The organism is Pseudomonas sputi (assembly GCF_021603585.1).
Lineage (GTDB): Bacteria > Pseudomonadota > Gammaproteobacteria > Pseudomonadales > Pseudomonadaceae > Aquipseudomonas > Aquipseudomonas sputi.
Genome location: NZ_BQHI01000049.1, coordinates 1 through 11,418 on the forward strand (window position 1 = coordinate 1; position 11,418 = coordinate 11,418).

9 protein-coding genes are annotated in these 11,418 nt (G+C 50.5%); 4 read left to right on the forward strand and 5 right to left on the reverse strand.

The features are described 5' to 3' along the window. The first annotated feature begins 391 nt into the window (after window positions 1–391). Both L6D81_RS28980 and L6D81_RS28985 read left to right on the forward strand, forming a co-directional pair. Entirely contained in the window at window positions 392–1,501 is a 1,110-nt protein-coding gene (locus tag L6D81_RS28980; RefSeq protein WP_236182957.1) for a hypothetical protein, read from the forward strand. 3 nt (window positions 1,502–1,504) lie between these two features. Beyond that, complete coding sequence (locus tag L6D81_RS28985) at window positions 1,505–2,074, forward strand: LemA family protein (protein WP_236182958.1); 570 nt, start codon at window positions 1,505–1,507, stop codon at window positions 2,072–2,074. Window positions 2,075–2,250: 176 nt separating this feature from the next. Here the strand turns inward: L6D81_RS28985 and L6D81_RS28990 are convergent, their stop codons facing one another. Continuing rightward, window positions 2,251–2,610: a DUF6124 family protein gene (locus L6D81_RS28990; RefSeq protein WP_236182959.1), complete on the reverse strand. Its 360-nt coding sequence runs from the start codon at window positions 2,608–2,610 to the stop codon at window positions 2,251–2,253. A gap of 716 nt (window positions 2,611–3,326) precedes the next feature. On the opposite strand from L6D81_RS28990, the gene L6D81_RS28995 reads away from it, so the two are divergent. Together L6D81_RS28995 and L6D81_RS29000 are read left to right on the forward strand one after the other, a co-directional pair. Further along, window positions 3,327–4,610 carry a ComEC/Rec2 family competence protein gene (locus L6D81_RS28995; protein ID WP_236182960.1) on the forward strand — a complete coding sequence of 428 codons (1,284 nt, stop codon included), beginning with the start codon at window positions 3,327–3,329 and terminating at the stop codon, window positions 4,608–4,610. 159 nt (window positions 4,611–4,769) lie between these two features. Further along, window positions 4,770–4,934 (forward strand): hypothetical protein, encoded by a 165-nt coding sequence (locus L6D81_RS29000; RefSeq protein WP_236182961.1) that lies wholly within the window; start codon window positions 4,770–4,772, stop codon window positions 4,932–4,934. Between the two features lie 32 nt (window positions 4,935–4,966). Here the strand turns inward: L6D81_RS29000 and L6D81_RS29005 are convergent, their stop codons facing one another. The 4 genes from L6D81_RS29005 to L6D81_RS29020 all read right to left on the reverse strand — a co-directional run bounded on the left by L6D81_RS29005 (window position 4,967) and on the right by L6D81_RS29020 (window position 11,049). Further along, window positions 4,967–6,100 (reverse strand): HNH endonuclease, encoded by a 1,134-nt coding sequence (locus tag L6D81_RS29005; protein WP_236182962.1) that lies wholly within the window; start codon window positions 6,098–6,100, stop codon window positions 4,967–4,969. A gap of 491 nt (window positions 6,101–6,591) precedes the next feature. After that, entirely contained in the window at window positions 6,592–7,977 is a 1,386-nt protein-coding gene (locus L6D81_RS29010; protein ID WP_236182963.1) for an IS4 family transposase, read from the reverse strand. Window positions 7,978–8,159: 182 nt separating this feature from the next. Beyond that, a complete protein-coding gene (locus L6D81_RS29015) occupies window positions 8,160–9,506 on the reverse strand; it encodes a PDDEXK family nuclease (RefSeq protein ID WP_236182964.1) in 1,347 nt (448 codons plus the stop codon). A 103-nt stretch (window positions 9,507–9,609) separates the two neighbouring features. Continuing rightward, a complete protein-coding gene (locus tag L6D81_RS29020) occupies window positions 9,610–11,049 on the reverse strand; it encodes a hypothetical protein (RefSeq protein ID WP_236182965.1) in 1,440 nt (479 codons plus the stop codon). Window positions 11,050–11,418 lie beyond the last annotated feature (369 nt).

Below are 11,418 nucleotides of genomic sequence, written 5' to 3' on the forward strand. Positions count from 1 at the left end.
TCGACCTGATCCACGACCGACAATTTAAAAGTCAGCGTGTAGTCTCGCTGACTACGCCTTTTAGCCGTTTCCATTACGTCCTCCTGAAAATAGATCAGAAGGTGTAAACCTTATTCAGGACGGGACAACCGATTGAAATGAATCAGTCCCCTCTTCCCTTACGAGCAATAGCTAAGTGTCAGGTAGCAAAGCCATCGCTACCCGCCCAAATCCCCCCAGGTTTCAACGTCGCACACGATCTCTCTCAAGCAGAGGCCAGAAGCCATCATTGCAATGAAAATGGTATCGTCCCCTCCTTTTCCAAACTTCTGACAGATCATGAATAGCGCCGAATCCTCTATCCGGGCCGTTGCTCCGGCACAGGACATCGCTGAATCAATGGATACCTGACATGCCCAACACGTCGCAGAACGCGAGATTTAGCGAGTTGCTGGCTGTAAACGAAGCCAGTACTGACAGCGCTGAATCCACAGCCGACCTATTGAAGGTGATTTACGAGTTCGCCTCGTACGATGGCCCGCTCAAATTCAATTGCACACGCGCATGGTGGTTTTTTGGTACTGGCCTGCTATTGATAGCGGGCGCTGTAGCCCTTTTTTGCTATATCGACACCTATCAAGTGGTTTCTTTTTTTCGCCGTCTGCAAATTGAGCCTGGCTTGGTCGGCGCGGTCACTGGTGTGCTAGGCATCGGGTTCGCCATTGGGAGCATAAAATGGATGAAATCCAAGGCTGATCGCTTGCCATCGCTCAGCCGCAAAATTGCTGCACTGTCCTCCTACTTCCACAACAGGTTGATGTTCCTGGAAGAAAACTCGCACTGCACCCTCCACGAACTGGATACGCAATTTGGTGACTACCGCCGGGGCAACTACAGCCGCGAGTTGGTTGAGTCGTTAGAGGGCGTGTTTACCGGCAAGCTGCGCGATCTCCCTTATCACTACCGCCATTTGCACTACGTCAACAAACGGACGGAGCAAGTCACGGAGACGGACAAAGATGGCAAAACCAGAACCGAGACTCGAGTGGTGTATGACCACTACGACCGGTACAGTCTGGTCTTCGACTTTCCCTGGGTCACCGGCATATCGGTCAGATCCGATGACCAATCAGAGAACGACTATTCATGGCCGATGGACACGGCTTCTCCGGACTTTAATAAATCGTTCTGTTTGACAGGTCAGAGCGAGATACTCTGCGCGAAATTCATCAAGCCTTCGACAGTGCTGCATTTGTTGAAGCTATTGGAAATCCTCGATCGTCCGAACCTGGAGTTCTCCGACGATGGCTTGTTCTGCCTCAGCTTCGCGAGCAGCGACCTGCTCGCGTTCAGCACAGAGTATTCGCTGGCTTCACCCAACGAGTTTTACGCAGAAATTGCTGCGGGTGTAAAACTGCCGCGCCTGAAGTCTGTGCTCCAATGGAGCCACGCACTCTCTGAGCTGCACGATGACAACTTTACCTTTACCGCCTCTCCCCCCAATAAATGCAAAGAGAAGTAAGCCATGGACATTGCACTCATCCTCTCCGCTGTTATCGCTGTAATCATCATCTTGGTGGGGTTGGGCATCTACAACGACATCATTGCCCGACATAACGGGGTACAACGTGCCTGGTCGGACATCCTGGTTTACGAACGCCAGAAGACAAAAGTTCTCGATCAGCTGCAAAAAGTGCTCGCAGATTTCATGGTTTTTGAGTCCAGCCTCCTCGAAAAAATCACCGGCCTGCGCAGCGCCATTCACGCCCTTCCTGCTGGCGCGAACGGCAACGCACTCACCAACGTTGAAACCGCGTCGAGGGAAGTGATGGGTGGTTTGCGCATCGCTTTCGAGGCCTACCCTGACCTTAAAGCATCCGAAGCAGCCAACAACATGATGCGTGAAATTGCCGAACAACAAGAAAACGTCGGCGCGGCCATCACCATCTACAACCGCAACGTCGAACTGTTCAACAACGCCATCGAAATGTTCCCAGCCTCAATCGTCAATGGCCTGTTCAACAAGAAAACTCGCGTCACACCGTTCACCGATACCGAAGCTTCGCAAGCTTTCTCCTACACCCCGAATATCTAACACCCGTAGCGCTCCAGACCATCACCCATGAGGGTGATGGTCGACCAACTCCTTCCTAAGCAAAACACGATGTCCGTGACGAACCCATAACCTTGTGGGAGCCAGCCTGCTGGCGATAGCGGAATATCAGGCAACAGACACCGCGCAGGTGCCATCGCTGCCAGCCCTGCCCCGCATCACTCCGGCAATTGCAAATTATCCAACGCCCGATTCACCGCCAACTCCCCGAGCATGATCAACTGCGCAATGCCCACCAGCGCCCGACGCTGCGAAGCCGGTACCAGACTGGCGATGTTCTGGGCAATGGTTTGGGCCGAAGCGAGTGTTTCACTGGCATCAATCAGCAGTTCTTCGTTTTTGTTGTCCGCCGTCACGGCATACATCCCGCGGGCTCTACGTGGGGGCGGCGTGGAGCCGGGCGGACAGAGGTAATGGTCGAGCGCGCGGTCGGCGGCTTCGTGGAGTTTTCTGGAATCGATGGATTCGTAGGGGGAAACCGAGTCGGTTTCGGGCGGGTTGGGAGTTGGTTTGATCATGGTGAAGCTCCATTTTTATACCTGGTGGAACCACCAACACCTGTCGCTAAACAAGTAAGGGTGGCAGCTGTACGCGGGTTAGCGAACCGAGAGGTATAAGACCCGGCAGACCCGAAGGTCTCCCACGCACAGCCACCATATCGTTATCGCAAATGTCTGCGACAAACGGGAGCGTCGTTGAACTTATACCTGGTCAGGTCGCTAAACCCGGTCGCTGGGTTGCCAGCGACACGTAGACGATAAAGACCAGGTACAAAGCGCACAAGCCGGCGGATTCTGGCGTAGCTGTAGGCAACGGCGCAAGGATATGTAGCCTGAGAGAGTGTCTGGAGATGTCTTTTTAAACGGCGACGTTTATCGAGACCTTACTGCGGCACCTCCATGAGGTGTGGAGGCCGGCCAGATGATTCTCAGATTTATTCTTTGGAAAAATCAGCCCCCTTTTCCCCAGTCCCCTTTTCCCCTTAAGGGCATCTTCCCCAGCGCTGAGAATGATTTTGTTGCTGGTTGTACGCCAAATTCAAGGACTCGCTCCTAGAGCGGTATTCTTCCAGCTGTAGTGAGCAGCGGTGCATGACCTAGGGATCTTGCGAAATCAGCAGGCATAGGCCTGGTGATCGCTGACCCAATGCCTGAGTGATTTCACAATGATTTCAATACATAATGCACCAAGGTTACGTGTCTTTGAATGCTTACGATTTTAGAAGAGAGCAGCTATGGAAGCAGCTATGGAAAGTGCACCGTCAGAAGAATATACAGAAGACAATCTTTTTTATTGTAGGGTCGATACGTTTCGTGCAAGCAAAGATTATTTGCAAGGAGGCTTGTGCGTAAGATTCATAGGTATAGAGGCCGCGAGCCGAAATATTTTGAATCATGATGAGGGTGTCGAGACATTTATTGTGGATGTTGACCTCTGGAAATTTGCAGAGATTCTTCACAAACGAAATCCTAATAGAGATACTCGGCATTTTATATATGCTTTCGAGAGCCTCCCAGAGCAACACAATCGATGGTATGCATTACGCATCGAACCGAGTAATTATGCGCGAAACTACCTCTACTCAACATTTTCGGAGGATCCACCTAGATATTTTGAAATAAAAGAGCTCGGAGTTGTTGAGGAGCCAGGGTTGGACGTCAGGCCACCAAGCCAATCGCTTTCCTCTATAAGAGCATCTCTGATCTCGTCCGGACAATGGATTGTGGATAACCCGCAAACCGCTTTATTGGATCTGCGCTTGGAGGATAAATATTTCGGTGGCGACTTCGTATTAGAGTCATTTCATGTAGGTCAGGGAATGTGCTCAATAGTTCACGACGGCACGTGGGGAATGCTTCTTGATATGGGGGCAGGAAAACCGGTCCTTCGGCCTAAATACCCTACATTGAGTAACGATCTACACCTTGTGACGGACAAATTGAAGGAGCTAAACCTCCTAATGTCGCACTTTGATTCGGATCATTGGAGAATTCTAGCGTGGGATACGAAGCTGAGGAATAAAATTAAAAACATCTACGTACCTTCAGGGGATCGGCCACCAGTTTTCAATGACAAAAATATTAAGAAAAAAATTGTTCAAGTAAGTGACACCTTCATAAGGCTTGCCGCAGACGCTTTTCTTCGCATTTATCGGAGCGATCCTAGCCACTCCGACAGCAATGGCCAATGCTTGGTTACTACGTTCTACAAAGGCGGCAAGCTTGCCTTAGCCCCAGGTGATTACGCTTATCATCGGTTTGCTACCGATGCCAATACGGGCATTCAGGAACTGCTCAGCGAGATCTACAGTGCGGTAATTGTTCCCCATCACGGGGATTTAGCAAGCGCGAGGTCTGTTGTTGACTGTGTGCCCGGATCTCCCGCGTTCTTCTCTGCCGGGACACACCAAGGATATAACCACCCGACTACAGCATCTGTGGACGAGCACCTTCTGAAGAATTTCATCGCTATTGAGAAGAACACAGAAGAAAATATAGTGCGTAAGCTGCTGATGTGATGGGGGGTTATGGTCGTGAAGCGGTCTGGACAAAACCGATGCAAATGGCTGGTCAGATCGAATGAAAATAGGTGGGCAAGTCAGTGCAAATTTCACCGTAGACAATCAATACAGCAAAATCACCATCTACCCGAAACTTTCTTAAGTCGAATCGACCTGATGAACGAGGGCAATACCCTGGCCGTCGAGAAACTCCAATGCTGCGAGTTCGCCAGGACGCACGACCATCTGCCGGACGGGCGTTGGCTGGCACTCGGCAAAATTGGCCCGCAGCGCGATTTCATGGCCGTGATCCGATTCTTCGCCGAACCAACCACCTTCTGATGTGAAAAAACCCCATGACTGGGCTTTTTTACTTACACCCCTTCGGGATGAAGTCGACGGGATAGGTAATCAGGAAAATCGATTTCATAGGAGGAGTGAGTTGGACCGGATAGCATCAATAGCTTGCCATCTGTGAAACGCCCAAATTCTTCAGCGGTTAATTCAGACTTTGCCGCGATTGCGATTGTCCAGGTGTGTTTTTGATGAATGTTAAGGGTTAATTGCAAATATTCCCCTGCTGGCATGATCAGTAAGGACACTGCACCAGGGTCGCAGGTGAAATTTTTGAGAGTTTCGTCGACTGGCGCGTTGGAAGGGCGTGCCCCAGGAATATCTGGAGCCTCCCCCTCCCCACGATGCCATAGTCCCGCATGCAGTAATTTCGCATAAACGGTTTCGAGATACCCTTCGCCGAACTCGCAATACGCCACGGCCAATGCGAGTTTACACATAAAACGGGTATCAAACTCCGAATTAAACGGCACGGCTCCTTCTATGTTTCCCCCTGAAAATACGTTGCTCCATATCCATTCAATGGCTGTGGAGTCAGCCTCGTCGGGAGCCGAAAAGCCGTAATCAGCCAGTGATATCCCGTCGACCGTGGTGCCTGAGATTTTTCTCACCTTCCGACGCTTGAACGACTCTTTGAATTCTAACAATGAGCGATTCGGATCGGCGTTTTCATTGAAAAAATAGTATGCCCTCGCATTCGCCGATACCTGCTTTAAAGCGATGGGGTTGCCGCCCATGTACCAGTAGCGTTCTTCGTCAACGGGACGGATCAGGATAACGTGCTCGGCCTGAGATCCAGTCCACCATTCACAGACTTCGGTTTCGAGTAGCCCCGGGATATCGAGATGGATAATGCCTGTGCACACCAAGGGAGGTACGACTTTGTCGTTTGTTTTGGAGAGGTGTCGGGCGGCCTCACCCAAGGCGATAGAGGGCAACCATGACTTTTCGAAGCTCGCATCGACGTGCAACCCCAAGCTGCTGTTGCACTTACGACATGCCGCTCGGACTTTGTAGCGTTGGGGGGACTGTGCACCGCCCAAGCTCTGAGGAATCGCATGCTCCAAGGTCATGTCGCTCGCAGGCTTCAATATCCAGCAATACATACACTTGGTTTCGGGTTGTACTTCGGAGGGGACCTGCAAATTGTCCAACGCGTACTCCTCAAGGTTAAGGGGCTTATTGATGGTTCGGAGGTGTTTCCCGCAACCAGCGTTTTCTTGTTTGAAGGATGCACTAACCGAGCAGGGCCACCAAGCCTTCTCTGCATCGGGTCCGGTTATAGTCACAAAGAAATACTGGTGAGGTGGTCGCATTTACGCACAGATAGATGCGACTTGTACGCAGGGGCACACCGCTCTGTGCCCGCACAATCGACTTAAGGAGACGATCCTAGCTCCCCCACTGCTGGCTGCCCCAGCCCCCGTACCTCCCACAGGTGGGCTACAACACTGCGCACCAGTGCGCCGCCAGACCTGGTGGGCGGTGTCCTCTGTGTCACCGGTGGAATATGACGGCAGAGGTGGGCGTGTTTGTGCAGACCTACGTCACACGCGGGACTGACGCTTGGGTATAGGCTTTTTACTGAACGAGATTCGGGAAAGCGGAATAAGTCGAGTAGAAAGGGGACGGATCTGAATGGCACTTACTTAACATGTTTAGCATGCCCGTTTTTCCTGACCTCAGCCCTCGCTGACCGACGTGACTTGGTCAGCAAGGGGTAGGCCTGAGGTCTTCGTTTTATGGCTCGCGGTTCGATACGACCAGGTCGATTTCCAACGCGTCTTTGCGCTATCAGCATCAGTAAGTTCGCCAGACCATCCTCGTCTTCAGGACTCCCATATTGTCGTAGCGCCAGCCATAGCTGAAGGCTGTGTTTGAAGCTCAGTTCGCGAGGTAAGCAGTCCGCTAAGAGAGCCGATTGGGCCATGAGCATTCGGATCAGATTGTAGGCCAACAGATAGACCCATAACTCCTTGACGGCCATGCCCGGGGTTTTGCAGCTCAACCTTCCAAGGCCCAGCGTGGCCTTGAGATTTCGCAAGTCCAACTCGACATGCCATCGCCCCTTGTACAGCGATTTGAGAGCTGTTTTGGGTGTCTGCTTCGGGCAATGCAAGGTGGTCACCAACGTTTTTCCGCCAGTCTTCAACTCTCGCACTATCAGCCTTCCAGGGGCCTGTTCGTAATGTGTTTGACTCATCCAGGGCGGCCTTCTTTCGGGCTTTTTCAATTCGATCAAGTGGTCTTCCGAACCGAGACTTTGGCCCAGACGAAAGTCCGTGCTGCGCCGTCGGGCGCCATATTGTTCGAACACGCCATCGATACCTCGTCGCTGCAACTCGCACAGCAGAAAATAGGTCGCGTAGTAAGCGTCGCCCAACAAGATGTCGCCTGTTTTCAACGTGCCGAGCATTGATCTGAGCAGCGTCTGTTCGTCGCCGCCCTTACCTCGGAAACGTCCAAGTGCGGCGTCTAAAACGGCGCCACTGGAGAGGCAAACGAGGCCCACCACTCGACACAACGGAAAACCAAGGCCAACTTTCTGCCCGCGAGATTGCGGATAGGCCTCCTGATTCGCAGCCGTATCGGGCATCGAGACGGTTGTCCCGTCGACAAGGCGTACAGGTCGCCCCTTCCATCGCCACGAAGGCGGTGCCTGATCACTGATAGACGAACCGGTCTGTCGAACCAGCATGGAAACCATTTCTACCGGCAAGCGTTGCCTGGCCTTACAGAAAGCGCCCGTGCGAGTGCTATTGGGTTTCATGCCGCTACAGGATCGCTTGATGGAGAAATCGTTGACGGCATTCTGGCAGGAGCGATCGGCACTCATCGCTTGAGCCAGGAACATCGACAGAGTTTCCGTTGGCGGATACAAGCGCTCCCGATGCTCTGGCAGTGCTGACTCAACGCGCTGCAGCAACTCGGGAGCCGTGAGCAGGTTGAAAAAAGCATAGGCATCACAATTCGAAGCATGGCGGCGAAAACGTTGCTGTTGATGCTGGAGAATTTGGCGTCTACGATCCATGTGGGCTGTGTCCTTGGTTTTCTGGTGTGTGTTCGCAACTATCACCGTAGACCAAGGCCAGCCCTTCTTCATTTTTTGCTTTCAGCTCAATCGGTTAGCTGTTAAGTAAGTGCCATTCAGATCCGTCCCCTTTTTTACTAAAAATAATTCTGTCAGTTTTTTTAAATCTCAAGTCGCCCAGCTCAAAGATTATGAGCAAGGACAATGTCTTGCATTGCTGCGAGCGAATTATCTTCACCTAGGCGTCCAATCTTGAATTCAATTCTATGATCTAACTCTCCAGACATCGCGGCAAGATTTCGAAAAACTCGTTCTTCCTGTATGAAATCATCTCCACCTCGAACAAGCATGACCACATGATACCTAGTGAGATTATTCCTCTTTAAGGAATTCTGTAGGCGCGGCATCTGTTTACGCAACATAATACGAGCAAACGAAGACAAGTACTGCAGTGATATGGACTTCACTTCCACGCCGACATGTTCGTCGTTTCGCTCTGCAACAAAGTCAACGCCAATGTCTTTTAGCGATGAATTTAAATGTACGATATAGCCTTGCTTCGCATAAAAATCTGCAACCACCCTCTCTGATATATACTCTATTGCGGCAGGTGAGTCCGAGCCGTATGTATAGATAATTAAATCTCTATCCTCTTCATTGATATCAATTTCACCTAGCTTGGTCGACGCCTTGATTATTATTTCTTTCAGCTTTTCACAAAGCCCCTTTATTTGTTCGTAGTCGCTTCGCTTGACATGCCTATTGTGCGCGACCTTATTTCGAAGCTTGTAAAGCAGAGCCCATTTCTTATCTACGCTACCACCTTCTTCGTCAATAACTGATGAGAAATATTTTTCCCAGTTAGATTTTGGCAGATATTTTTTTATGGTATCTCGATCATCTGGTGAGAATTGGGTTTTTGATAACAGCCTATCGAGCTCTTCGGTTGATATATCCCGCTTCTTTCCAAACAAAACCTCCTTCAGGTGAATGAAGTCGAGCTTGAACAAGTCGTTCACATGCGGGTCATCGTCACTAAAATTGTCAATTTTCTTAAATAAATCTGGGTGAATCGCGTCTTTAGACCAGTTTACACCCACTGTGATTAGCATAAATTTCGCAATCAATCTCCGCATGAGGTTTTCTACCTCATTAATTAGCGGGTAAGATTTCTCCGCATATGCTCGACCAACGTCATCCCACAGTGTATTTATCGTTGTTTTCCCTGGAGATATTCTTTCCGCAATTGATCTTATTCTGTCGCAAAGTTCATTAAAGCCATCCATATCGGACTCATCGAGCGCCTCGAGCAACACGGTAAAGTAACGTTCCTGCTTAGACTTAATCAAATCAGTTTCGATACGAAACTTCGCCGCAGCAAGCTCCTTTGCCTTAGGGGTTCTTTTGTATGAAATTTTTTGCCCAGTTATTCCTAATAGAGAATCGACCTTCAAAAATTCGACAAATGATTTTTTGCTTGTGCAGAAGGACTCTGACTCAGGTATTAGCACCAACAACTCAATTTTCAAGAAGTGCTCCTAATTGGTCTGGCGGAGCCAGTTAAATGGTGAAAAACGGGATTAACTCCTGGATTACGCCACTCCGCGAAGCGGATTTAACTTGGACAAACTGTTATGCTTCACCCACTTTACTCTCAGTCTCCTGCGCTATCTTTCCAGCTGGGGGGGCAGGGAAAATTACACGTCCCACGGACAACAAAATCGCAAGGCGGCAGGCGGTCGCAAAATCCGCATCTTGGTACTCGACGTAATTCTGTACAGCGAGAAAAAGATCTGGCGCAAACACCAATGCGGTGTTCATGGTCAATGCCGCCGCGACGCATTTTTCGGTGAACGGATCCGCTCGCTGGTCAAGAGGCGATAGCCGGTGCGCATTTCCGAATAGAACTGGCTTTGCCGGTGCATCAACCGAGTCTCTCAGCAAATCCTCATGGATGTTCATTTGAAGCTGTCGCAACTTATCGACGTTCACAGCCTTATTGTCTTTTCCCTCGGCTTCTCCTATGAGACGTCCCTCAGGCGACTCGAAGACTACATCAAACTCTGACCCAGCATCTTTGAAAGGCTCCGCAGTGAAGCCGAGTTTCCGTAGCGCTTCAATAATGGCTTCCTCAAGTGGTTTACCCTTCTCAAAAAGCAGGCCCCGAAGACGACCTTCAATGCGCAGTTGCTCAGCAAGCTCCTCTTTAGCCTGCTGGGCCGTTTCGACAGCGAGCTCGGCGGCCATCAATTCAACGCGCAAGCTGCGCTCCGGTGCCATAAGATATGCGTCACTCGAGGCCCACGCGGGTTCCGCAGTGACATCACTCTCGGCGCGCAGAGCCTTGTCCAACTGGACGACTGCAGCTACAAAGCGGTCCGCAAAAATTGTTGCCTTCCTTGTCCAAACCTGCTTCTCATTCTTCTCAGTTACAAACTCATCAGGATAGAAATCGACATCCGGGAGCAGCACAAGACTGCCAGTGGCCGATTTGCTTCGAAAAATCGCCCCAACTGGCTTATCGCCCGTTCTGGTAAGTATTGTGACTGCTGTTTTTTCAGGCGTGAGTAGTACGTGATAGGTAAACATTTCACGAAAATCATTCCAGAATGCGGCAAGCGGTGGCCCCACAGATGACGCCAATTTCATTTCCGAACCGTTCGCGACTACCGGCTTTAGATCGGCAGGAATTGAGTTGTAGTTGCTATATTCCGTGACATGACGGGTTGTCTTCTGATTTCTTCCGGTGCCCGAGTAGCTTCTCTGGCCAGTGTCGATGTACACCGAAGTAAGCTCTGGGAGAAAGACAAGGATGGTCTTCCCAGCGGCTACAGCCTCCTTAAGCTCCCGGCGCCAATGCTCGCAGCATTCCCGCAGTTGAAAGGACTGTGTATCGCTGAGACTCGGCTTTCCTTGAAAATAGTCGGACCCGTAGATCAAGAAGTCGCTGATCAACGGCTTAAAAAGCACGATGTCGAAGTCCAACAGCGAAGACTTCGACCGGAAAGACACATGCTTGACGCTACCAGATGCCAACTCGCATCCGATGGTCACAATTCGCTTTTCGCTCACCAAGCCTCCCTAATAGTCATCTGACGCATAGCGTTCCTTCTCTAGACGTTAGCGCATAAACCGTTTGAGTGTTGCGATAGTAAGCGACATGGGCAAACAACATAGAGTGGCAAGTTATGCTCGGAGGTTACAAATTCGTTGATAACGTGTCTATGGTGATTTTCGATTGACTGCTCGGTCCGTCAACATCCGCTATTTGTCCGAAAGTCGATATGCACGATTTACTTCCCTTGGCTGTTCAAAGGGGGTGTCAGAAATTTTGTGTTCGGGCATAACATGAGTAAGAGGTGCATGTATGCCAACCAAAAAGAAACCCGCGTTGCGAGAGCTGCCAAAAATCCCGAAAGAGCTGCTTGAGCAATTCACAGA

Bases quoted from the DNA above. Each gene is read 5' to 3' on its own strand.
- L6D81_RS28995 (WP_236182960.1), top strand. From the start codon at position 3,327: ATGGAAGCAGCTATGGAAAGTGCACCGTCAGAAGAATATACAGAAGAC.
- L6D81_RS29000 (WP_236182961.1), top strand. From the start codon at position 4,770: ATGAACGAGGGCAATACCCTGGCCGTCGAGAAACTCCAATGCTGCGAG.
- L6D81_RS28990 (WP_236182959.1), bottom strand. From the start codon at position 2,610: ATGATCAAACCAACTCCCAACCCGCCCGAAACCGACTCGGTTTCCCCC.
- L6D81_RS28985 (WP_236182958.1), top strand. From the start codon at position 1,505: ATGGACATTGCACTCATCCTCTCCGCTGTTATCGCTGTAATCATCATC.
- L6D81_RS29010 (WP_236182963.1), bottom strand. From the start codon at position 7,977: ATGGATCGTAGACGCCAAATTCTCCAGCATCAACAGCAACGTTTTCGC.
- L6D81_RS28980 (WP_236182957.1), top strand. From the start codon at position 392: ATGCCCAACACGTCGCAGAACGCGAGATTTAGCGAGTTGCTGGCTGTA.